15 protein-coding genes and 1 pseudogene are annotated in these 23,515 nt (G+C 66.9%); 7 read left to right on the top strand and 9 right to left on the bottom strand.

What is annotated here, in order from left to right:
• Positions 1–126 precede the first annotated feature (126 nt).
• The 3 genes from ACIP63_RS21160 to ACIP63_RS21150 all read left to right on the top strand — a co-directional run bounded on the left by ACIP63_RS21160 (position 127) and on the right by ACIP63_RS21150 (position 4,636).
• The gene (locus ACIP63_RS21160; protein ID WP_401517641.1) at positions 127–1,101 is read left to right on the top strand and encodes an alpha/beta hydrolase; all 975 of its coding nucleotides are present in this window, start codon (positions 127–129) and stop codon (positions 1,099–1,101) included.
• 381 nt (positions 1,102–1,482) lie between these two features.
• Complete coding sequence (locus ACIP63_RS21155) at positions 1,483–2,727, top strand: NADH:flavin oxidoreductase/NADH oxidase family protein (protein WP_401517638.1); 1,245 nt, start codon at positions 1,483–1,485, stop codon at positions 2,725–2,727.
• An 829-nt stretch (positions 2,728–3,556) separates the two neighbouring features.
• The gene (locus ACIP63_RS21150; RefSeq protein WP_401517634.1) at positions 3,557–4,636 is read left to right on the top strand and encodes an NAD-dependent epimerase/dehydratase family protein; all 1,080 of its coding nucleotides are present in this window, start codon (positions 3,557–3,559) and stop codon (positions 4,634–4,636) included.
• 204 nt (positions 4,637–4,840) lie between these two features.
• Here the strand turns inward: ACIP63_RS21150 and ACIP63_RS21145 are convergent, their stop codons facing one another.
• Positions 4,841–7,003 (bottom strand): SpoIIE family protein phosphatase, encoded by a 2,163-nt coding sequence (locus ACIP63_RS21145; RefSeq protein WP_401517631.1) that lies wholly within the window; start codon positions 7,001–7,003, stop codon positions 4,841–4,843.
• 347 nt (positions 7,004–7,350) lie between these two features.
• Between ACIP63_RS21145 and ACIP63_RS21140 the strand changes: the two genes are divergently transcribed.
• The gene (locus ACIP63_RS21140) at positions 7,351–8,310 is read left to right on the top strand and encodes an NAD(P)H-quinone oxidoreductase (RefSeq protein WP_401517629.1); all 960 of its coding nucleotides are present in this window, start codon (positions 7,351–7,353) and stop codon (positions 8,308–8,310) included.
• A 156-nt stretch (positions 8,311–8,466) separates the two neighbouring features.
• Here ACIP63_RS21140 and ACIP63_RS21135 read toward each other — a convergent pair whose 3' ends face one another.
• Positions 8,467–9,675, bottom strand: coding sequence for a PucR family transcriptional regulator (locus ACIP63_RS21135; protein ID WP_401517626.1), 1,209 nt, complete (start codon positions 9,673–9,675; stop codon positions 8,467–8,469).
• 145 nt (positions 9,676–9,820) lie between these two features.
• Here ACIP63_RS21135 and ACIP63_RS21130 point away from each other — a divergent pair, with 145 nt between their 5' ends.
• Positions 9,821–11,308, top strand: a complete 1,488-nt coding sequence (locus ACIP63_RS21130) for a long-chain fatty acid--CoA ligase (RefSeq protein WP_401517623.1) — start codon at positions 9,821–9,823, stop codon at positions 11,306–11,308.
• Positions 11,309–11,467: 159 nt separating this feature from the next.
• Here the strand turns inward: ACIP63_RS21130 and ACIP63_RS21125 are convergent, their stop codons facing one another.
• From ACIP63_RS21125 to ACIP63_RS21105, 5 genes are all read right to left on the bottom strand, one after another.
• Positions 11,468–13,552: a neutral/alkaline ceramidase gene (locus tag ACIP63_RS21125; RefSeq protein WP_401518290.1), complete on the bottom strand. Its 2,085-nt coding sequence runs from the start codon at positions 13,550–13,552 to the stop codon at positions 11,468–11,470.
• 178 nt (positions 13,553–13,730) lie between these two features.
• Entirely contained in the window at positions 13,731–14,732 is a 1,002-nt protein-coding gene (locus tag ACIP63_RS21120; RefSeq protein WP_401517621.1) for an alanine racemase, read from the bottom strand.
• Positions 14,733–14,736: 4 nt separating this feature from the next.
• Positions 14,737–16,122: a D-arabinono-1,4-lactone oxidase gene (locus ACIP63_RS21115; RefSeq protein WP_401517618.1), complete on the bottom strand. Its 1,386-nt coding sequence runs from the start codon at positions 16,120–16,122 to the stop codon at positions 14,737–14,739.
• Positions 16,119–17,627, bottom strand: a complete 1,509-nt coding sequence (locus ACIP63_RS21110; protein ID WP_401517616.1) for an amino acid permease — start codon at positions 17,625–17,627, stop codon at positions 16,119–16,121. The genes ACIP63_RS21115 and ACIP63_RS21110 overlap by 4 nt, the downstream gene beginning before the upstream one ends.
• On the bottom strand, positions 17,624–19,102 hold the full coding sequence (locus ACIP63_RS21105) for an aldehyde dehydrogenase family protein (protein WP_401517614.1): 1,479 nt from the start codon (positions 19,100–19,102) through the stop codon (positions 17,624–17,626). Before ACIP63_RS21105 ends, ACIP63_RS21110 begins: the two co-directional genes overlap by 4 nt.
• 117 nt (positions 19,103–19,219) lie before the next feature.
• Between ACIP63_RS21105 and ACIP63_RS21100 the strand changes: the two genes are divergently transcribed.
• On the top strand, positions 19,220–20,146 hold the full coding sequence (locus tag ACIP63_RS21100; protein WP_401517613.1) for a LysR family transcriptional regulator: 927 nt from the start codon (positions 19,220–19,222) through the stop codon (positions 20,144–20,146).
• 142 nt (positions 20,147–20,288) lie between these two features.
• On the opposite strand, the gene ACIP63_RS21095 is transcribed toward ACIP63_RS21100, so the two are convergent.
• A complete protein-coding gene (locus ACIP63_RS21095; protein WP_401517611.1) occupies positions 20,289–20,858 on the bottom strand; it encodes a TetR/AcrR family transcriptional regulator in 570 nt (189 codons plus the stop codon).
• Positions 20,859–21,007: 149 nt separating this feature from the next.
• Here ACIP63_RS21095 and ACIP63_RS21090 point away from each other — a divergent pair, with 149 nt between their 5' ends.
• Entirely contained in the window at positions 21,008–23,242 is a 2,235-nt protein-coding gene (locus ACIP63_RS21090) for an MMPL family transporter (RefSeq protein ID WP_401517609.1), read from the top strand.
• A 134-nt stretch (positions 23,243–23,376) separates the two neighbouring features.
• Here the strand turns inward: ACIP63_RS21090 and ACIP63_RS21085 are convergent.
• Positions 23,377–23,481 (bottom strand): annotated as a pseudogene (locus tag ACIP63_RS21085) (GNAT family N-acetyltransferase); the annotation flags it as partial.
• Between the last annotated feature and the right edge of the window lie 34 nt (positions 23,482–23,515).

Here is a 23,515-nt window from a genome sequence, read left to right as displayed (position 1 = left end):
GCTGAGTTGCGCTTCACCGGCAGGGCGTGACGATGGAAACGGAATTCCCGAGGGAGTGGGGACCACACGCGGCCGGTTCGGCCGCACGAGCAGGGCACGCATGTGTGCTCGTGACATGGAGTTGACATGGCTGATCTTCCTCCTCCGATCACGCCCTACCTCGAGCCGGCTGCGAAGGAGCTCGCCGAGGCCACGGACCCGCATCCCCGGATCTACGAGGTCCCCCCGGAGAAGGGGCGCGACATCCTGCTCGGCCTGCAGAACGACACCAGCGTCCCTCGCCCCGAGGTCGACGAGGAGTGGGTCGACGTGGACGCGGGCGAGTGGGGTACGGTCCGCACGCGGATCATTCGACCCAAGGGGGCCACCGGCCCCCTGCCGGTGGTGTTCTACATCCACGGCGCCGGCTGGGTCTTCGGCGACGACAGGACCCATGACCGCCTTTTCCGCGAGCTCGCCGTCGGCGCCGGGGCCGCGGGCGTCTTCCCCGTCTACGACCGCGCACCCGAGGCGAAGTACCCCACCCAGGTCGAGCAGAACTACGCCGTGGGCCAGTGGGTCCTGCAGCACGGCGCAGAGCACGGCCTCGACACCTCGCGGATCGCAGTGACCGGTGAGTCGGTCGGCGGCTGCATGTCCGCCGTCTTCGCACTGATGAACAAGGAGCGCGGCGGCATCGACCTCAAGGCGCAGGTGCTGCTGTACCCGGTGGCGAACGCCGACTTCGACACCCCGTCCTACCTCCAGTTCGCCGAGGGTTACTACCTCACCCGCGACGGCATGAAGTGGTTCTGGGATGCCTACACCAGCGACCCCGCCCAGCGTGGCGAGCACCACGCCTCCCCGCTTCAGGCCAGCCTTGACCAGCTGAAGGGACTGCCGACCACCCTGGTCATCACCGACGAGGCCGACGTGCTGCGCGACGAGGGCGAGCAGTACGCCAACAAACTTCGCGAAGCAGGCGTGGACGTGACCTCCGTACGGGTCGCGGGCATGGTCCACGACTTCCTTCTCCTGGACAGCCTGCGCGACACCCGCGCCGCCAACGTCGCCCGCAAGCTCGCCGTCGACGCGCTGAGGACAGCCCTGCGCGACAGCTGAGACGTCACCCTCCAGCCGTGCGCGTCCCCGGTGGGCACGGTGTGAAGCAGGGGCCGCCGATGCCCGTGTGGCATGGGCGGACCCAGCCACAGCCGCGCTGCGGCCAGCATCAGGCGGGGCGGTTTGGTCTGCGGCGGTCCGGCGCGGCAGGACCTTATTGAGCACTGATTGCCGTCGGCCGCACCGGTTCACCACCTCGCTCGCCCGTTTGCCTTCAGCGGTCAGTCCACCGGGTAGGCGGCGGCAGGAAGATCGCGGCAGGGTACGGATCCGCTCATCTGCGAGATACCCCACACCTCTCTATGTTTACGGCGATTACATTGCTGAGCTAATGTGAGCAATGCAAACATCGTGACATTGAGGATGAAAGAGGGAACTCAGATGACCACCGAGCTGTTCTCACCGTTGCTCCTGCGCTCCGGCCAGGTGCTGCCCAATCGCATCGCTAAGGCGGCCATGGAGGAGAACATGGCCGGTGAGGGCCAGCTTCCTGACGAGCAGCTGCTGTCGTTGTACCGGCGTTGGGCCGCCGGTGGAACCGGGCTGCTGATCACCGGCAACGTCATGGTGCACGCCGAGGCGCTGACCGGCCCCGCCGGTGTCGTTCTCGATGAGAAAGCGCCGCTGGAGCCGTTCACCGAGTGGGCCAAGGCCGGCAAGTCCGGTGGGGGTGCCATCTGGATGCAGATCAACCACCCCGGCCGCCAGATCCAGGCCGACATGCCCGGCGTCGTGTGGGGCCCGTCAGACGTAGGTGTCGACATCGGCAAGCGCAGCGGCCGCTTCGGCCGTCCGACCGCCATGACCCCCGAGCAGATCGAGGCCACCGTGAACCGGTACGCGGTCACGGCACAGCGTGCCGAGAAGGCGGGGTTCGACGGTGTGGAGATCCATGCGGCGCACGGCTATCTGCTGTCGCAGTTCCTGTCTCCCCTCGTCAACAAGCGCACCGACCAGTGGGGCGGGTCGCTCGAGAACCGGGCCCGGATGCTGCTGGACATCGTCCGTGTCGTGCGCGCTTCTGTCTCACCGTCCTTCGCGGTCGCGGTGAAACTCAACTCTGCCGACTTCCAGCGCGGAGGCTTCGACGCCGACGACGCCCGGCAGGTGATCGAGATGCTCGAGCCGCTCGGCGTGGACATGGTCGAGTTGTCCGGCGGCAGCTACGAGAGCCCCGCGATGACCGGCCGCCCCGCCGATAGCCGCACGCAGGCCCGTGAAGCCTACTTCCTGGACCTCGCGAAGGACCTGGTCAAGACGAGCCCGCTGCCGTTGATGCTCACCGGAGGCATCACCCGGCGCGACACCGCCGAACGCGTACTCGACACCGACGTTGCGGTCGTCGGAATGGGCACCGCCCTCGCCGTCACCCCGGACCTGCCTGAGCGCTGGCGCCAAGGCCGCGAGGCTGACGGGCAGCTGCGACCGGTCACGTGGTCCGACAAGGCTCTCGCTTCGGCCGCCAGCATGGCGCAGGTCCGCCATCAGATGCGTCGTATCGCCCGCGGTAGCAGCCCCAGGCCAGGTACCCACCCCGCTATCGCTCTGGTCTCCGAGCAGCGAAAGCAGCGACGGGCCCTGCGCAGCTACCGCGCCTGGCTGTCCCAGGCACAAGCCGCGGCGTGACATCTAGACGGCGGCCCCGGGCGCGGTGACGGCCCTCGCGGCACGGGCGAGGGCTGTCACCGCTTTCGTTGGTGATGCGGTCCATCGCACGCGCCAAACCACGCTGCAGGCAATCCCCGGCATGCGGCGTACTCGCCAGCAGACGCGAATGCCGGGCTACGGGTGGCGCGTGCCTGACGCGTGCGGCCGTAGTCATCCGAGAGACTTCCACACCAGTTCCACGAAGGAGAGCCATGGCGGCACAATCGACCCCCGGGGGCCGTGGGGAACAGCAGCAGGACCGAACCGCGGACGCTCAGCCTGTGGCCCGTGAAGCAAGCGAAGCGGGGGCTGTCGTGCCGCACCGGGCTGGGATTGCAGAGCTGCTCGGCACCCATGTCGCACCGCCAGACGCTTCGCACTATCCGGAACCGAGGGGTTCATGCCCCGCCTATGCCCTCGGCCTGGGCGCCGACGACCAACGGTCCGGCGACGAGGCCCGAGCGCTGCTGACAGACCACGGCTGCACATCGGACCTTGCCACCCCGGCAGAACAATTGCCCACAAGGCGGGGAAGCGGTTCTCCTGAGGCCGAAGCCACGACAGGACCAGTGGCTTCGGTATGGTCCACCATCTTTTCGACCGCGCATCGGCGACTTGGGGATGCCCCGGCCGTCACCCGGGCCGTGACTGAGCGCAGCTCTGCTTGGACACAAGGAGCGTCAGGCAGACAGGCCTGACCGGGACTGCCGTCCGCCCTGACTGCGAACCCCAGTCCATTGCACTGCTCCGCAGGAGTCTGTCCGTTTCCTCTCCGCCGTGAACGACGGAATATCTACGAAGGAACCAGATGAACACCAAAGTCGACCTCGGTGACCTGCCCGTCGATACGAGTGCACCGATCCTCGTCACCGGTGCTACCGGATACGTCGCCGGCTGGATCGTGAAGGGCTTGCTCGATGCCGGGGCCACCGTCCACGCCGCTGTTCGCGACCCAAGTAACACGAGCAAGGTGCAGCACCTGGTGGATGTCGCCGACGCCTCGCCCGGCACGCTTCGCCTGTTCGCATCCGATCTGCTGCGTGAGGATTCGTACCTCGAGGCCATGCAAGGGTGCCGTGTCGTGATCCACACAGCGTCACCGTTCGTCCGCACCGTGCGTGACCCCCAGCGCGACCTGGTCGACCCGGCCGTGCATGGGACCCGCAACGTACTCGGCACGGCCAATACCGTCGATACCGTCGAGCGGGTAGTGCTCACCAGCTCGGTCGCCGCGATGATCGGAGACGCCCAGGACATCCTCCGCATCCCTGGGCGGATCGTGACCGAGGAGACCTGGAACACGACCTCATCACTGACTCGAGAGCCTTACAGCTACTCCAAGGCCCTCGCCGAGAAGGAGGCGTGGCGGATCGCACAGGCACAGGACCGCTGGCGCCTCGTCACCATCAACCCGGGCCTGGTGATTGGCCCTGCCCTGAACGCAGACCCGACAAGTGAAAGCTTCACCATCGCCCGTGAGCTGGCCGGCGGCCAGGCACGCTTTGGTGCTCCACGCATCGCGCTGGCCGTCGTCGACGTTCGCGAGGTCGCCTACGCGCACCTGGCGGCGGCGTTCCTGCCCGACGCGCAGGGGCGTCACCTCGTCATGGCGGAGACCACCGACATCGTGGAACTCGGCCGCAGGCTTCTACCTGCCTACGGGGCGCAGTACCCCCTGCCTCGACGCGCCGTGCCCAAGGCCCTCGCTGTCGCGCTCGCGCCGACGACCGGACTGCAACGCGGATACCTGCGCCGCAACATCGGCTTCGCCCTGCGAGGCGACACGGCCAAGAGCCGCCAAGTGCTCGGCGTGCGCTATCGACCCGCGCAGCAGTCCATGGAAGAGATGCTCGGCCAGCTGATCCGGTCCGGGGCACTGAAGCCGTAGTTCTGCGAACCCGCCCGGCTCCAGGGCCCCCTTCGTGTATCGGGCGGCTGGCCGACGAACCCGCGTGGAGGGATGTGAGCGGGCTCGTCGGCCAGCCTTGGGACGGCGCAGATGCGGCCTGCTGGCCTCCCTGGCGCCTGGGAACATTCGTGTCTTCAGGCGCTCTGGCGGACGAGGCTGTGACGCTGCCGTGCTACTCCCGGGTCAGGAGGAATCAGGAAGGGATTGCTCTGCCCAGATCACTTTCCCGTCCCGGGTATAGCGGGTGCCCCATCTGGCGGCGAGCTGGGCGACGAGGAACAGGCCGCGGCCGCCCTCGTCGTAAGTCCTGGCGTGGCGCAGATGAGGAGATGTACTGGCGGCGTCCGCGACTTCACAGGTGAGCGTGGACTGGAGGATCAGCCGGACTCGAATGGGATCCCGTCCATAGCGGATCGCGTTGGTGACGAGCTCGCTGACCATGAGTTCTGTGCTGAAGGCGAGGTCATCCAGGTTCCAGGCGGCTAGCTGGTCCGTAGCGTAGGCGCGGGCGAGGGAGACCGCCGAAGGGGAGGATGGCACTTCCAGAGTGCTGACGTGATCGGTGTTCAGTGCGCGTGTGCGTACCAGTAGGAGGGCGACGTCGTCTGCCGGCCGGCGGGGGAGCAGGGCGTCCACGAGTTGGTCGCATACGTCTTCCAGCGAAGAGCCGGCACGGCCCAGGACCGCAAGGAGTTTGGCCAGCCCGAGGTTCAGGTCACGGTCAGAGCTTTCGACGAGGCCGTCCGTGAACAGGGCGAGAAGACTGCCTTCCGGCAGTTCGAGCTGGGCGGTCTCGAAGGGAAGGCCCCCAAGTCCTAGGGGCGGCCCGATGGGCACGTCGGCGAATTCTGGTGTCGTGAGGCCGCCGTCGGCCGCTGGCAGCACCACAGCGGGCAGTGGGTGTCCAGCGCTGGCCAGCGAGCAGATCCGCGTCACGGGATCGTAGATGGCGTACAGGCACGTGGCGCTGATCCCGTCCAGGTCCTGGCCCTCCTCGTGCTGCAGCCGGATGACTACATCATCGAGATGGGTAAGCAGTTCGTCGGGCATCAGGTTCATATCCGTGAGCGTGCGCACGGCTGTGCGCAGGCGCCCCATGGTGGCCGCGGCGTAAAGGCCGCGGCCGACCACGTCACCGATGACCAGGGCCGTCCGGGCTCCGGAGAGTGGGATCACGTCGTACCAGTCGCCGCCCACACCGGCCCTGGCTCCGGAGGGAAGGTATCGGGCGGCTGTCTCGACGGCGTCGTGCCGGGGCATCCGGTTCGGCAGGAGGCTTCGCTGAAGGGTCAGCGCTGTGGCACGTTCCTGTGTGTACATGCGAGCGTTGTCGATGTACACGGCCGCTCGGGAGGCGATTTCCTGGGCCAGAAGCAGGTCGTCGTCATCGAATGGTGCGGCGTCGTGGTGGCGGAAGAACTGCGCTATGCCCAGGGGGCTGCCGCGGGCCCAGAGCGGGATCAGCAGCATCGCGTGGATGCCGAAGTCGCCGATGCAGCGCCTTTGGTTCTCAGAGCGGGCGAGCCATGCCGGGATGTCGGCGGGGGTGATGCGGTGGCGCAGGGGGCGTCCAGCGGCCAGAGCGCTGGCGGGGCCGGACTCCGTTGCAAAGCTGTGTGCGCGTCCAGTGGGCAACAGTGACTCCAGACAGTCGCCCAGTACGGAGTGCTGGGCGACACGCCTCACGACCAAGGCGTCCTGTGCAGGGGGCGGGCCCGCTTCACCCAGGACGGTGTCGAGGAGGTCCACGGTGACGAAGTCGGCCAGGTGCGCGGTCCCTACTTCGGCCAGTTCCTGAGCGGTACGCACGATGTCCAGGCTGGTGCCGATGCGTCGGCTTGCCTCGTTGACCACGACGAGCCGTCGCTGCAGCCGACTGTCCCGCGCCTGCTGGAAAGCCGTTACTACTTGTTCGGAAGCGAGATCGATGTAGTCGAAGGACCCCGCGATGAGCGTGTCGGACACCGCATCACGCAGCTCCGGGTCAGTGGTGAGACGGGCCGCCTCCTGCCGGACCATGGCGAGAGCGGTGGCGTGTCCGATGCGGTAGGCGCGCAGAAGCTCGGGGATCTGCCCGCCGCGCTCCGCAAGGCGCTTGGCGAAGTTAATGGCGGCCTGCGGAGCCCGGACTCCAGAGAGGCTAAAACCGCGTTCAAGCGCCTGGAGCACCGTATCTATGTGCTGATGGGCAGCGTCGGTGGCGAGAGCGGACAGGTCCTCGTGGGCCCACACCGAGGGAACCTCTTCGCGCATGCTCGTCACCAGTGGGTTGACCAGCTCGTTCATACGCGGCCGGAGCCGGAGCGCGATGTCGCGAAGAAACGCATCAATGTCGGTCTTCACCATCCGAATATACCGGATTGCGCCGATACTTCATGTTTCGCCTGGGTGGTGCGGGACGTGTACGCCGGAGGTGTAGGAGAGGGGAATCCGGCCCTGCCCCCTGGGGGTGCATGGGCCAGATCGGCACCCCGTTCCCCCAATGTTGACAGTGCACACTCCTGTCCCTTAATGTGTGTACTGTAAACATTGAGGGTTCTGGATATTTCGGGTGGAACCCGTCATGCGGCACCCCTGGGTGTCGCATGCGGCATGCCGCGGCGTGAAGCGTCAGCCTGACGAAGACGCGTCGCGACCACTCTGTCCCGGTAATCCGCAGGAGCCATTCATCCCAGTTGTGTGGACGGAGTGTCATGAAGGCAGTGTCGATCAAGGAACCCGGTGGCCCCGAGGTGCTGGAGTGGATCGAGGTCGAGGACCCGACACCCGCAGCCGGAGAAGTCGTCATCGACGTAGTCGCCAGCGCCCTGAACCGCGCGGACGTCATGCAGCGGTGGGGGCTGTATCCGCTGAAGCCGGGCACCTCCCCGTACCCGGGCCTCGAGGTCTCGGGCCGCATCAGCGCGGTGGGTGAGGGAGTGACCGGCCGGCAGGTGGGCGATGAGGTCTGCGCCCTGTTGACCGGAGGCGGGTACGCGCAGAAGGTTGCCGTCCCCGCCGGGCAACTGCTCACCATTCCGAAGGGGATCGGCCTGATCGAAGCGGCGGGCCTGCCTGAGGTCACCGCCACGGTCTGGTCCAACATCGTCATGACCGCGCAGCTGAAGGAAGGTGAGACACTCCTCGTGCACGGCGGGCTCGGAGGTGTCGGCACCATGGCGATCCAGATCGCCAAGGCGCTGGGAGCCCGCGTCGTCACCACCGTCGGCGGCCCCGAGAAGGCCGCGCGGGCGCGGGAGCTGGGTGCCGATGTTGCGGTCGACTACCGCACCGAAGACTTCGTCGAACACGGCCCCTACGACGTGATCCTCGACGTCGTCGGCGGCGACTATCTCGAACGCAACATTCGCTCACTCGCCGCCGATGGCCGGCTGGTCGTCATCGGCCTGCAGGACGGCCTCGACGGCAAGCTCAACCTCGCCGACCTGGTGTTCAAGCGCCTCTCGGTGCACGGCACCACCCTGCGTACCCGGTCCAAGGAGCAGAAGGCTGCCATTGTCGCCGCAGTCCAGGAAAAGGTCTGGCCGATGATCGAGAGCGGATCCGTTCAGCTGATCGTCGAAGCACAGATGCCCATGGACGAAGCCGCCGAGGCGCACCGGCGGATGGAGGCCGGCGGGCACGTCGGCAAGATCCTTCTGGTCAACGACTAGGACAAAGCCCACGGCGCACGGCTCTGAACGCTGGCGCGTGATCACGTCCAGAGCCATGACGTCCAGCGGTGCAGCCTCGCGGAGGGCGGCAGGCCTCCGGCGGCCCCCTCCGAGGCGTGCCTGCCAAGCGTTAGGCGCAGAGCCGCTCTTGGGTCATCAGTCCGCCATACCGGCCGGCTTTGTCCCATCCAGGGAGGCTGCACCCGCCCTCGATGAGCGGACCGCCAAAAGTGCCGCACCGATGTCCGCCGTCACACGCGGATCAGAGAGGGGCCGCCCAGTCAGTTCTTCTACGCGACGGAGGCGGTAGCGGACGGTGTTTGCGTGGACGAAAAGACTCCTGGCCGCCGCACTGGCCGAACCGGCAGCAGCGAACCAATGCTCCAGCGTCCGCAGGAGACGCGCACGCTCCGCCACCGGCAGATCGAGCAACGGCTGGAGGACTGCCCTTACCAGGTGCGTCGCCTCGGCAGGAGCCGCGGCGACGACCATGGCCAACGGGTTGTCGTCGAAGCGGACTACGCCAGGGCCGGGACCCTGCAGCCCGGACAACGCCCGACGCGCGAAACGCAGCGCCTGCGGCGTATCCCGCAACGAGTTGAAGCGCGGACTGAATCCCACGCGGGCGCGAGTCCGTCGCAGGATGCGCAGGCAAGTACTCTCCGCTGCCGCAGTGGGCAAGGCGATCAACGCAAGTTGCTGGTCAGGCAACAACCGCCAGGCAGAGGAAAGTTGCGCCTCACGCAGCGCGGCCTCAACTCCCGCGAGCGGATCCTCGCTCGTGGCGTCCGCCTCGGCCACCACTATTGCGTAGGGGCCGTGCGCGGGAAGCCCCAGCTCGCGGGCGGCCTCCCACAGCGTGCGGTCTGTGATGATGCCGGTGAACAGCGCCTCTACCAGGCCGGAACGTCTGGCCTGCCCCCGTGAGGCCAACTCTGCGGATGTTTCCCGGTAGGCCCCCGCCACCGCCTCGGCATACAGACCGGACAACGACCAGAACTTCGCCGATTCCGACACCAGAAGATCATCAGAGACCTCGGGGTGGTTACGCGCCTCCGCGAGGATCTCCGTCCACAACAACTCTGAGCCGATCCGGTAAGCATGCAAGGTCTCAGCCAGCGGCACGCCTTGCTCCGCGCGGGCTCGACCGGTCTCGCGGGCCGAACTCGCGTCAGGGGAATCGCCGCGGCAGAGGTAGGTGAGGACGAGGTCTGCGTTGACCACACAGGAACGACGCAGCTCCTCCAGGGACAGCAGCGCCTTGTCCCGGTAGGCATCAACTTCCGAGTGGATCCGCAGCGTCATCCGCTCGCCCAGTTCCGGAAGTCTGGACTGTAGCGCCGAAGCTACATCCGAAAGGTTCATCTTCGCAGCTTAGCGCCATCAAATTGTCTCAGAGGACAATCCAGAGGCTCCGCTGCTGTTGCCTCACCCATAGGCCGTGGCGAGAGGCGGCGGCAAGATGTCTGCGATGTAAACATTCGATGATTCCGTGTAACGGAGGCGGGTTATGGCCAATCTGGCAGAGTTCCTTGTGGAGACGGCACAGCGGCAGCCGGAGCGCCCCGCGCTCCGCCTGGGGGAGCAGGTCATCACCTACGCGGAGCTCGACGAACGCACAGCCCGCGCCGCCGCGCTGCTCAAGTCCAACGGCGTGCGGAACGGTGACCGGGTTGCGCTGATGCTGCCCAACGTTCCCGAGTTCGTGGTCCTGTACTACGGCATTCTGCGCGCGGGGGCCGTCGTCGTCCCGATGAACCCGCTACTGAAGACCAGGGAGACCGAGTTCCACCTGAAAGACTCTGGCGCGGTGTTGCTTCTCGAGTGGCACCAGGCGCCCGGCGAGGGAGCGAAAGGAGCGGCAGCTGCAGGAGTACGGCACTTGGCCGTCGAACCCACCGCTTTCACCGCAATGCTGACCACGTGCGAGCCGCTGTCAGAGGTCGCGCAGGCGGACGGCGAGGACATGGCCGTACTGCTGTATACGTCCGGCACCACCGGCCGCCCCAAGGGGGCCGTACTCTCCCACGCCGGGCTCCGGCACAACACCGAAGTCAACAGCATCCATGTACAGCAGATGACGCCGCGAGACGTTGTGGTGGGCTGCCTGCCGCTTTTCCATATCTTCGGACAGATCTGCACCATGAGCGCAGCTGTCCGCAGCGGCGCCTCGCTCGTCCTGATCCCACGCTTCGAACCGCAGGCCGTCTTGGACGCCATTGCCCGCGAGCGGGCCACTGTTTTCGAAGGCGTACCGACCATGTATGCGGCACTGCTGCAGCACCCGTCCCAGGCGGATGTGGCATCGCTGCGGATGTGCATCTCCGGCGGCGCCTCACTACCGGTGGAAATCCTGCACGGCTTCGAGCAGCGCTTCGGCTGTCCGGTGCTGGAGGGCTTCGGCATGTCCGAAACCAGCCCGGTCGTCACGTTCAACCACCCCGACAGGCCACGTAAGGCCGGCTCGATCGGCACACCTATCCGTGACGTGGAAGTGCGGCTGCTGGACGACAAGGGACAAGACGTACTTCCCGGTGAGATCGGCGAGCTGGCCGTCCGGGGACCTAACGTGATGAAGGGGTACTGGAACCGCCCCGAAGAGACGAGGGCAGCCATACCCGACGGCTGGCTGCGCACCGGCGACCTCGCCCGAGCAGACGACGAGGGCTACCTGTACATCGTCGACCGCAAAAAAGACATGATCATCCGCGGCGGATACAACGTCTACCCACGCGAGATCGAGGAAGTGCTCCACGAACACCCGGCCGTCGCGATGGTGGCAGTGATCGGGATCCCGCACGCCGACCTCGGCGAGGAGGTCGCGGCCATGGTCGTGCTCAGCCCTGGCGGACAGGCAACGCCCGACGAGCTTCGGGAATACGTCAAGGACCGAATGGCGGCCTACAAGTATCCGCGCCGGGTGTGGCTCGTGGACAAGCTCCCTCTGGGACCGAGCGGCAAGATCCTCAAGAGGGAGATCACTGTGCCCGCCAGTTGAAGGCCGACCCGGCGGGCTGGCAGAGGCGCATGGGCCACGACTTAACCGCAGTTGTGAGCAACTGCAAGAGTCCCCGCGTGGCAGATGATATGGCCGTCGCCCAGGATCCACTCCGGCCCGCACAGCCGGCCGAGTCGCGGACTCGGCCAGCAGCCTGCTCTAGGAGACGGTGAAGGGGCGTGAGACGCCGGTGAATGCGTTGATCGCTCCCGTCAGGCCGTTCTTTGCGTCGCCGTAGTGGACGATCCGGTACGTTCCCGGCGGGGTGCCGGGCGCGATGTCCCAGGTGATTGTTGCGGTGGATTCCCCGGTTGGGACACTGGTGCGCTGCCATTGGTACTTGGTCTGCCAGTCGCTGTCGTCCAGGTGGCGTGTCCAGCTCTGGCCTCGCAGTTGTTGTACTTCCAGGAAGGTGCCGCCGCCGCGCAGGTTGTTCTTGGGGTGTCCGGTGACGAACACCACGGCAACCTGCTGGCCCGGCTGGTAGCCGGGGGCCGCGTCGGCGAGCACCTGGCCGTATGAGCGCAAGAGGCCGGGACTGTCCAGGATGACGTCGGGCTGGACGTCGAGTGTGCCGATCGCGGGATCGGGAGGCAGAGCTCCTGTCGGCAGAGCAGTGCCCTTGCGCAGTGAGGAGGCCAACTTCGCGAACTCCTGCTGGTAGGCGGGTGCGGTGTACCGGCCGAACAGAGTGGAGGCGCCCTCGTACTGCTGGCCGTCGTACTCCTCAGGCGTGGTGACGTACTGGCTGTACCCGTTGGTGTAACCCTGCATCAGCACGTTCTCCAGCGGGACGTCGAGTTCTGCGGCCACGGCTCGGCGAATGCGGAGTCCGGCGACGATGGTGTACTCGGCGGGGCCGCCGACCAGATAGACCTGGCCGATCTTGAGCAGTTGCAGCGGGAGGACGTTGGGTGTCGCCTGAAGCAGTCCGCTGGGCACGAGTGAGGTCTTGGGCGACTGTTCGTCGGCGAGCCATTGAGGGACCGCGGCGTTGATGCGGCTGATCAGCGGAGCGAGCAGGGAGGGCGTGCCCTCGAACAGGCCGGGAATGCCGGGCCCGTCCTCAATGCTGCCGGCAAGGGTGGAGAGGCCGATGACGCCCGAGCTCGTGTGGTGAAGCTCTCCGTCCGGCGTGTAGCGGCCGTCGACCTGGACCCGGGACATGTCGACGTAGCGCAGTCGGGAGTCGACGCTGCCACTGATCGGGGTGGCGGCAGAAGCATGGATCTGCTGTGCGGCGGTGCTCTGGCGCAGGCCGATGATCCGGGTGTTCTCGAACTGGTCGTCGGTCGGGCCGGAGCCGGGTGCGAGATTGAGGTTCGGCGACATGTCGCCGGCATTGGTCTGCGGGAAGGCAGCCACGAAGCCGGGAGCGTCATCGAGGTAACGCACCCCGGCGGTGTCGTGCTCCCACGCGTAGGCGGCATAGCCCTTGTTGTCGCCGCTGATGAAGGTATTGCTGTTGGTCATCGAGGTGCCGTGGGTGGGGAACCAGCTGATCGCGCCGACATCGGCGGCGCCCTGGCGGAAGCGCAGCACGGTCATCATGGGGTCGATACCCAGGGGGTATACGTCCTTGTCCGCTTGCGGGTTGAGCTCGAAGGCGGCGCGGGAACGGTTGACGCTCGCGTCGGTGAGTTCGCCGCGACCGAGGGTAATGGTGCCGGGCCGGAGATCGGCGTGGGCCGTGCTGATCGCCTCGACGATTCCGGAGACCACGGCGTCGAAATTCTGCTGCTGGAAGCCGAGGACTGACAGGTTGTAGGCCAGGTCGTGGCTGCACCCGCCCGGTCCCGCGTGGGTATGGGTCGCGCTCAGCGAGACGTTCTGCTCGGTGTAGGTGGTGCCGTACGTGGTGGCCAGCCGAGCAAGCACCGTGTGGAAGACGGCGAACGGGAGGATGCCCTGGTCGCTGTTGCACCAGGCGATGCGGTTGCCGCTCGCGGGGTCGACCATGACGAACGCCCGTGCCCGCAGCCTCTGGTGGATCCCGCTGGTCTGCTGGCCGAGCATCGAGTACCCCATCATGCCGCTCTCTGCCGCGGCGCCAGTGATGTCGGCGATCCCGCGGCCGACCAAGTAGGGGGAGGCGGTGGGCCTGTTTGCCGCAGTGGCCTGACCGCTGCCGAGCGCCAGGCCGCCGGCGGCCGCAGCAATCAGTTGAAGCCCTCGCCTGCGCGTGAATGCTGGGGTTTCCACGTTTCCTGCCTTCGCGTTGATTGGGTATCGCTCAGGGGGCATGGCTTGGGCGGCCACAGGTGTGTGAGCGGGGGAGCGTGCTGCAGGCAGCTCCCGTACGGCACGGTCATCTGTGCTGGCAGGCGCAGCGGCGACTGCGAGCCGGGCCGGCACCGGACCGGCGCCACCGGCACTCACTGATCTCCCCGTGGAGCGAGGCCGATGGAGTTACGCTTCGCCATCATCGCCACCCCCGCATGTCGACCGGCCATTGCTCGAGCACCTTCGGTCCGTCGACCAGGTAGATGGTGTCGTGGAGCGCCACCGTGGGATCGACATGGGCAGGTTGCACCCGGACGAGATCTCCCACGGACCGTCGGGGCATGCCCTCGGTACGGAACGTGGTGTGCTCGTCGGAGCAGAACCACACCTCGGTGCCGTCGATGCGCGGTAGCCCGTGGTCAAGGCTGAGCGCTTTCAGTCCGACATCGACGACAGCCCAGTCGGATGCCACCGAGATCACCCGGCCCAGGACAGAGAGGGCCAGCTTGAAGGGCTGGCCGAGCTCTTGGTAGGCGGTGTCCATGAGGGCGTAGGAGCCGGCCTGGATCTCGTTGGCCCAGGTGTTGACGGTGCAGGTGCCGGTCCCTCCCGCGCTGATCAACTCGCCACCGATGTCGGCGCTCGCCGCGAGCAGTTGCGTCATTGCATGCTCCGTTCGTTCCCGGCGTTCCTCCTCCTTCTGCACGAGCATGAGATGGCCCTCGTAGCCCATGACTCCGCGCACGACCAGTCCGGCCCGTCGGGCAAGGCCCGCGAGTCGGCCGGCTTCGCCTGGCGGGCAGCCGCATCGTGGCAATCCGACGTTGACGTCGATGAGGACCTCACGGATCCCGCCGTCAGCGGCAGCCTCGATCGTCGCGGCCGAGTCCACGGCGACGGTTACTCGGTGCCCGTCCTCGACGAGACGTCCCAGGCGGCGGGTGTCGAGAACTTCGTTGGCAAGCAGGAGGTCCTCACCGAGGCCGGCCGCGGCCATGGCCTCGACCTCGCGGATCGTCGCGCACGTGAAGCCCCGATGCCCATTGGCGTACTGGAGCCGGGCCAGGCTCGTGCACTTGTGTGCTTTGACGTGCGGCCGGAGGCGAGCACCGGGCAGCGCGGCAGTCATCGTGTCGAGGTTGTGGCGCAGTGCCGTCTGCTCGATCAGGAGCGCCGGGGTCTGTAGTTCGTTGACAAGCACGTTCCTACCGGCCCTTCTCAGTCTGGCTGTCGCCCTGGCTATCACCGGCGGCCGACGGCGTGGTGCCTATTTCCCTGACGGGTCCGAGGATTCGGCGCAGGTGGGCGTTGGTGAAGGTTTCCTGCGGATCGAGCTGCGACCGGACTGCCTGGAACCGATCCCACGCGGGGTAGCGGGCGGCGAGTTCGTCCGCCTCAGTCAGGTGCCGTTTGCCCCAGTGCGGCCGGCCCTCGAAAGCCAGGGCGATGTCCTGAACCCTGCGGAAGTAAGGTTCCCACGGCATGCCCTGGTACATGTGGACGGCGAGGTACGCCGTCTCGCGTCCATAGGCTGGACTGAGGTGGGACAACTCGTCCGCGGCCACGAACCGCACCTCGATCGGGAACCCCACGTCCAGACGGTCGCGGTCGATTGCCCGCAGGATCTCCCGGAGTACCTCAGCGCAGGCGGCGCGCGGCACGGCCCACTCCATCTCGGTGAACCGAACCGAACGTCTGCTGGCGAAGACCCGGTAGCTGTCGTCGACGTAGTCGGAGGGGGCCGTGAGCCGGGTGATGGCCCGGTTCAGGCGCGGAATCTGAGACGGGAAGCGGCGGCCCACCCGGCATGCCGCTTCGAAGACGCCGTTCTCGGCGAACTCGGCGATGCCTTTCGCCAGGTCATGTGGCGGCCGAGCGGCTTCATCGGTGCGGTTGTTCAGCTTCACCAAGGCTGTGTCGGCGTGGGGGAACAGGAAGAACTCGAAGTGGTCGTTGCCGTCGACGAGGTCGTCCAGGTGCTCGAGCGTCTGGAGGAGCGGCGTCGCTCTGGTTTCGGCGCGCAGGGTGAAGGCCGGTACGACACGCAGGGTGTAACTCGTGATCACACCGAGTGATCCGAGGCTCACGCGGGCCGCCCGCAGAACCTCGGGCTCGGCTTCGGTACAGGTCAGCGTGGTGCCGTCTGCCAGCACGAGGTCGACGGCCTCGATCTGTGTAGCGAGGTTTCCCAGACTTCGGCCAGTTCCGTGGGTGCCGGTGGACATGGCGCCCGCGATGCTCTGCCGGTCGATGTCGCCGAGGTTGGGCAAGGCGAGGTTGTGGCGCGCGAGCTGGAGATTCAGGTCGGCGAGGCGGGTACCCGCGCCGACCGTGACGAGCCCTGCCTCGGTGTCGACATGCTGCAGGCCGTTCATCCGGTCCAGGTTCAGCAGCAGGCCGTCGGTACAGACCTGGTCGTTGAAGGAGTGTCCGGCCCCGACGACGCGGACCGTCTGGCCTTCCGTGGCCGCCCGTTTGGTCACCTCGGCGACCTCGTCCACCGAGCGTGGCTGCAGAATCCGACGGGGCGCGCAGGATTCGTCGCCGGCCCAATTGGTCCAGACGCCTGCCTGAGAAGTGCTCTGCTTCACCGTTCGTCCTCCTGAGACTCCATGCCCCTGGTGTGCGGGTCTGCCAGGCCGGGTGCCGGCACTCCGGCCCCGCCTCGGGCAAGCCGTGGTCGCAGGCCGGCAAGCCACCACACCGCAGCGAGGGCTAGCCCGCCGAGCACGTAGTAGTTGGCGCTGCGGAACTCGGCGGGCAGCGTCAGCGTCAGGATGACGGCGATGAGGTAGGCAAGGGAGGCGCCGAACACCGGGCCTGCGAAACGGCCCAGGTTGAAGGCGCCGTCGATCGCCTCCAGTTTCCGGCGCCGGTAGCCGTAGGCGAGCACGATCAGGAGATAGACGAGGTACGGCAGGACCGCTGTGGCACCGACGAGCGTGCCGAACGCATTGGAGCTGTTGTAGCCGAACGCCACGACCGCGACGTTGAGCGCGTACCCCGCAAGGAGCGCGGGGATCGGCGTCTTCGTCGTGGGATTGACCCGCCTCAGAAGCGCGGAGCCAGGCAGCATATTGTCGCGTGCCATCGCGAAGAGCAGACGCGCAATGACGGCAGCGGAGACGACCATCAAGGCGAACATCGCGAACACGACCACGCCCACGAAAGCACGCGCGAGACTCTCACCGAGCCAGTACTGGAACACGGCGGGCAGGCCTCCGGCCGCGAGCACCTCGTCGCTCGGGATGGCCACGGTGAAGCCGATCAGCACCAGCATGCCCAGGAGCACCGAGACCACGACACTGCCGAGAATCGCGCGAGGTACGGAGCGCTTGGCGTCTATGGCTTCCTCGGCCACGTCGGCGGCGGCTTCGAAACCGGCCAGTGTGTAGACACCCACCAAAGACGCCAGAGCGATGGCGTACCAGTACGAGTGACCAGGCAGATGGTGATGTTCGGTGAGATAGCCGATGCCGTGGTCCGTTTCCTTGGTTCCCGCAACCCAGAGAAAGAACAGCAGCAGGGCCAGCACAACCGTGCCGAGGATCTCCGCCAGGACGGCGACGTTGTTGATCCGGGCGGCCAGCTGCACGCTGATGATGTTGACGAGATACGCCACCGTGAGCACCAGCAGCGCGATGAACAGCGTCATACGCGGCGAGGCGTTGTCGATGCCCAAGACGTACTCGGCGAGCGGCGCGACCGCGAGATAGACGATGCCTGGCACACCGACAGCGGCGTACAGGATGCCCAGCGCGCCGATGAACCAGCCGTAGCCCGGCCCGATCAGCCGCGCCCCCCACTGGTAGCCCGCGCCTGCCAGCGGCATCCGGGTCCCCAATTCGGAGATCACCAGGGCGACCAATAGCTGACCGACGCCCACCACCGGCCAGATCCAGATGCTGACCGGACCCAAGTGGGTGATCCCGAACGTGAAGTTGAGGAAGACGCCAGTGGCGATCGACATGATCGAGAACGAGACGGAGAACAGCGAGAACCAGCTCAATGACCGGCGCAGCTCCTGTTGGTATCCGAACTCATTGACCGTCTGCTCGTCTCCGGCAGGCTGCACCTTCGGTGTATGCCTGGTCATTTGGCACCTGCGGCGTCGAGTACGGAGGCGACGACCTCGTTGATCATGTCCCCGTAGGGCGGGAACATGACATCGATCAGATCGTCCTGACCACGTCTGACGATGCCGCGCGGGTTGGAGAACTCCCGGAAGCCCTCCACACCGTGGTGCCGGCCGTGACCGCTGCGGCCGACCCCGCCGAATCCGAGGGCCGGCACGGCACCCTGTACCGCGCAGGTGTTGACGCACGCCCCTCCGGAAACGGTGGAGGCCAGAACACGCTCTGCAGCTTCACCGTCCTGCGCGAAGACGTACAGCCCCAGGGGCCGCTCGCCCCGGTTGACGTAGGAGACGGCGTCTTCGATATCGTCGTAGGCCTTGATCGGCAGGATCGGACCGAAGATCTCCTCGCGCATGAGGGCAAGATCGTCGGGCGGGTCGACCACGAGCGTCAGCGGCATCCGGCGGGTGGCTGTTTCCGGTCCGGCGTCGTCGGCCTTCACCACCTCCACGCCTCTGCTCCTGGCCTCCTCGACCAGGCCGACAAGCCGGCTCAGGTGGCGTTCGGTGATGATCCCCGTACAGTCCGGCGAGGAGGCGAAGCCCGGCAGGCGCTCGCGCATGTGCGTCTTCACCAGCTCGATGAACCGGTTTATGCCCTCCCGGGGCACCAGGCAGTAGTCGACGGTGACGCACATCTGCCCGTTCTTCACCAGCTTCGTCCCGACGATCTGCGCGACGGTGTCCGCGGTGACGCTGTCCTCGTGAACGATCGCGGGGCACTTGCCGCCGAGTTCGAGGGTGGTGGGCACCAGGTTCTCGGCAGCCGCACGGGCGACCAGGCGCCCGACCTCGGGGTTGCCGGTGTACAGCAGATGGTCCCACGGCAGGGTAGGGAACTCCCGGGCCAGTTGCAGGCCGCCGGTGACGACGGTGACCTGCGCCGGGTCAAAGATTTCGGCCATCATCTCGCGCAGCAGAGCAGCACACGCCGGGGTGTACTCCGACGGTTTGATGATCACTCGGTTGCCCGCCGCGAGCATGTCGGCGAGGGGCCCGAGCGAGAGATCGAAGGGGAAGTTCCAGGGTGAGATCAGACCGATGACACCCTTGGGCTGGTAACTCATCGAGATGTGCGCCGTTCCGAGAAGCCCTGGACCGGCTGGGCGGGGCTCCGGCACCATCCACGCGTCGAGGTGTTCGGCGGCGAAGGCGGCCCGGCCGGCCACGCCAAGGGTTTCGACGAGATCGGCGAACCCCTCAGGATGGACGGCGAAGTCTGCCGACAGCGCGTCCCGGATCTGTTGCCGGTGCCGGGTGATCACTCCGGCCAGCGCCCCCAAGTTCTGGCGGCGCTGGTCGATTTCCGGTGCGGGGGTCTGCCGAACGGCTGCTCTCTGCGCGGTGAACGCGGCGTGCAACTCGGCGATGGCGTCGGCATCACTCAAGGTGTTGCCCGAACCGTCACCGGGGCCGACGGTCGTGGTGTAGGTCATCGCTCTCCCCTTTGCTCATCGCGGATGGCTCATGGTGACGGCGAGCTAGGTGTGAGGTGAAACACCAATCTCGGCAGGGTCCACAACCCTGGGATTGTGGATCCTAGGGTTGTGGATATGAACCTGCGCCGACTGCGGTCCTTCGTCGCGTTGGCCGAAGAGCTGCACTTCACTCGTGCTGCTGCAAAGCTCTTCGTGGCTCAGCAATCGCTGAGCAAGCAGATCGCCGAGCTAGAGGCCGAGCTCGGGACGGTGTTGTTGCAGCGCACCTCCCGCAAAGTGGAACTCACACCCGCGGGGGAGGTGTTTCTGGCTGCGGCCCGTGAGGTGCTCGCCCGCTTCGACCAGGGCGTGGCCGAAACCCGACGGATAGGCCAAGGAGAGCGGCCCACGTTGAGAGTGGGCTTCATCGTCGGCGCCGCGCTCGAGCTGACCACCCTCATCCCGGGCGAGTTCGCCAACCGCCATCCTGACGCGCGGGTCGAGCTTCACGAGTTCGGCTTTGCCGACCCCTCCGCCGGCCTGGCCGGTGTTACTACCGACGTCGCTTTCATTCGACTGCCAAGTTCCACCTATAGCCTCGTGGTCACACCCCTGTTCACCGAGCCCTGCGTCGCCGGGGTGAGCACAGCACACCCCATGAGCTCTCGTGAACGCGTTCGCGTGGCAGACCTCCTCGATGAACCGATTGCCATCGGCCGCACTGATGACAGCATCTGGCGCGACTTCTGGACTCTGGCTGATTACCGTGGCGGCCAACGCGTGCGGAACCTCGTCGAAACACATTCTCAGAGCGAGGAAGTGGAAGTCATTGCTGCCGGCATGGCCTGCGGCATCACGCCGGCAGCGGCACGTCGCTACTCGCCTCACCCGGGGGTCCGATTCATCACGATCGATGATCACCCCGGGTCGGTCGTCGCTGTGGCACATCGCTCCAACCAGCTGAATCCGCTCGTCGCCTCGTTCGTGGACGCCGCGAAAGCAGTCCGAGACCGTGAGCCGGGGATCCTTCTGACAATTCAGGGTGCACCCAAGGCCGGCTGACCGTGCCCCTCGACGGTGAGACGCCGGGCAAGGCTGCTTCCCGCGGCGCGGTGCCCTGCCGTTCGGTAACGGGCGGGCAGACCTCGCGGTAGCGCTCTGCCTGGCGGCGGGGGAGGGGCGGGCCGAGAGCTCTGAAAGCGGATCAACCGGGCTGCAAGGTGGCGGCTGCGGCGCGGATGAAGGCCATGGCCGTCTCCAGGTCCCCCGGCTCCGACTGGTGCGTCAGCTCGCTGATCACACTTGCCACTGTGGCCGCCAGGATGCGTGGAGCGAAGTCATCGGCCAGCCAGCCCTGCTCCTCGGCGAGAAGCCGGGCACCGTCCTGGATGACGTCGGTCAGCCGACCCCGGCAGAGCCCCTTGAGCTGAGGATTGGACTGGAGCATCCGGTCGTAGAGCTGGTCGAACTCGTCCTGGGGAGAGGACTGTTCGCGCAACCAATGTTCCACGGTGTCGAGGATCCCCTGCCCCGCAGGCCTGGCGTGCAGCGCCGCGGCCAGCTGGTCCACGAACGCATTGAAATGCTCCATCGCCAACTCGAGTTTGGTCGGGAAGTACAGCGTGACCGTACGCGGCGAGACCTCAGCCGCCTCGGCGATGTCGGCGATGCTCGTGGCGTCGAAGCCCCGTTCGGCGAACAGCTCGTAAGCGGCGGTGAGGATCGCTTCCCTGCGTCGCGCCTTGCTGCGTTCCCTGAGGCTGTGACCCGTCATGCGGAAAGCTTACCATCGGTAGCTATTTTACAGTCGACTGTAAAAATGCGTTACTGTGTATTGCCTGGTGGAGGTGCCCTGACCCCTCCACCACGCACATCTCCCTTGTGCTCGCTTTGGTCGGGTTCCGACCGGTTAGGAATGCACCGATGGCCTCACGCCTATATGCCTGGGCGCGCTGGATGGTCCGCCGCCGCCGCTGGGTGGTAGCGACCTGGATACTCCTGCTCGCCGCCGTCGGTGGCCTGGGAGCGACCCTGCACGGAACGACCTCCACGGAATTCACCGTCCCGGGCGTCGAATCGCAAGAGGCGCAGGACCTCCTCAAGGAGAAGTTCCCTCCCGCCGCCGGCGGTGTCATACGCATCGTGGTCGCCGCCCCCGAGGGGAAGACCGTCACGGACCCGACGCAGCAGAAGGCGCTCGACAGCGTCCTGCGCGACGCTGCGGCAGTGGAAGGCGTCGTAGCCGTTTCCCAGCCGACCAAGGCCGGAGCGGTGTCCTCCGACCGGACCATCGCGTACTCCGACGTCCGCTTCACCGAGGAGGCCCCCGAAGTCCCGGAGGAGGCCAAGGAGGAACTCGCCGCCGCAGTGCAGCCCCTCCGGGACGCCGGCATGCAGGTCGAGCTGGGCGGCTCGGCCATGCTTCCGCAGGCCGAGGCCGGCGGCCCCGCCGAACTGGTCGGTGTCGTCATCGCCTTCGTGATCCTCGCCGTCGCACTCGGCTCCCTCGTCGCGGCCGGACTGCCGCTTGTGACCGCGCTCCTCGGCGTGGCCGTCGGCGTACTCGGCACGATGTTCGTCTCCCGCTTCGTGGAGATGACAGGCACCGCGACCGTGCTGGCGCTGATGATCGGCCTGGCGGTCGGAATCGACTACGCACTGTTCGTCATCTCCCGACACCGCGAACAACTCGCCGACCCCAAGATGACCTGGGAAGAGTCGATCGCACGGGCAACCGCCACGGCAGGCAGCGCGGTCGTCTTCGCCGGAGCCACGGTCGTCATCGCACTCGCCGCACTTGTCATCACGGGAATCCCGTTCCTCACGATCATGGGACTGGCCGGCGCCGTGACCGTACTGATCGCCGTCCTGGTCGCCATCAGCCTGCTCCCGGCCGTACTCGGCATGTTCGGCGAACGGATGCGCCCGCGCCGACCCAAGCGGAAGGCCCAGCGCGAAAACCGCACCGCCGGTGCCTGGGGTCTGGCCTGGGCCCGCGCCGTCACCCGCGCACCGGCCATCGTCCTGCTCGCAGGCATTCTGGGCCTGCTGGCGCTCGCCCTCCCCGCCCGGGACCTGCGCCTCGGGCTGCCCAGCTACGCCTCCCAGCCCGAGACCAGCACACAGCACCGGAGCTACGACCTCCTCACCAAGGGCTTCGGGCCCGGATTCAACGCCACCCTCATCACCGTGGTGGACACCGAACGCATCCCTCAGGACCAGCGGCAGGGCACTGTGACCCAGCTGCGCGGCGCACTGGCTGCCGACAAGAACGTGGCCGCCGTCTCACCCCCCGTGTCCAGCCCCTCCGGCGGCCTCGTGGTGATGGCCGTGGTGCCGAAGTCGAGTCCTGACGCCCAGGCCACGACAGACCTGGTTCATCGCATGCGCGATCGAGCCCCCACGGTTGCCGACATGGGCGGAGCCCTTTACGTCACCGGACAGACGGCCATGGCCATCGACGTAGCCGGCAAACTCGGGGACGCCCTGCCCCTGTTCATCGGCGTCATCGTCCTCCTGGCGCTGATCCTGCTCGCCATCGCCTTCCGCTCGATCCTCGTACCGCTCAAGGCCGCTCTCGGCTTCCTGCTCTCGGTCGGCGCGAGCCTGGGCGCCTCCGTCTGGGTCTTCCAGCAGGGGCACGTGAACGGCCTGCTCGATGTGGCGGCTGTCGGCCCGGTCACCAGCTTTCTTCCGATCCTGCTCACCGGTGTGCTCTTCGGGCTCGCCATGGATTACGAGGTCTTCCTCGTCAGCCGCATGCGCGAACACTACGAGCACAGCAAGGATGCCGCCGAAGCGATCGCCCAGGGCATCTCTCGTAGCGCGCGGGTTGTCGTGGCCGCTGCGCTGATCATGGTCGCGGTGTTCGGGGGCTTCATCTTCAACGAAGACCCGATCATCAAGTCCATCGGGTTCGCACTCGCCTTCGGTGTATTCATCGACGCCTTCGTCGTCCGCATGACGCTCGTGCCCGCCGCAATGGCCCTCCTCGGACGACGAGCCTGGAGCATGCCCCGCTGGCTCGACCGAGTGCTCCCCGACGTCGACATCGAGGGCGCACGGCTTCCGGCCCTCGCGTCAGCAGGGCCCGCCCCGGGCCGGGATCCCGAGACGGAAGAAAGGCGAGCCGACGACAGGGCAGCCGCCCGGCTCTGACGCTGTTCCGAACCGAGCCCGCTCACGGGAGCCCTACCTCCTTGCTACCTACGCCGTGGCAAGGAGGTAGGGCTGTATTCGGCGAGGTGTTGTCAAATCCTGTGGACTGACCCGACAGCCCAATGCCTGGTCGATCAAGCAAGCGGCTTGCGGTAACGGACGTACTCGTTCCGCCGCTGGAACCCCACACTCTCGTAAAGGTCGTAGGACCGGTGTGGATTTGCCGTGCCCGTGAACAGCCAAACCAGGCGGCGGCCTCAGCAGCCAGTGCGG

The organism is Streptomyces sp. NPDC088746 (genome assembly GCF_044751065.1).
Lineage (GTDB): Bacteria > Actinomycetota > Actinomycetes > Streptomycetales > Streptomycetaceae > Streptomyces.
Note: the sequence above shows the minus strand (reverse complement) of the source record. Positions and strands in the feature narration are given on the sequence as shown.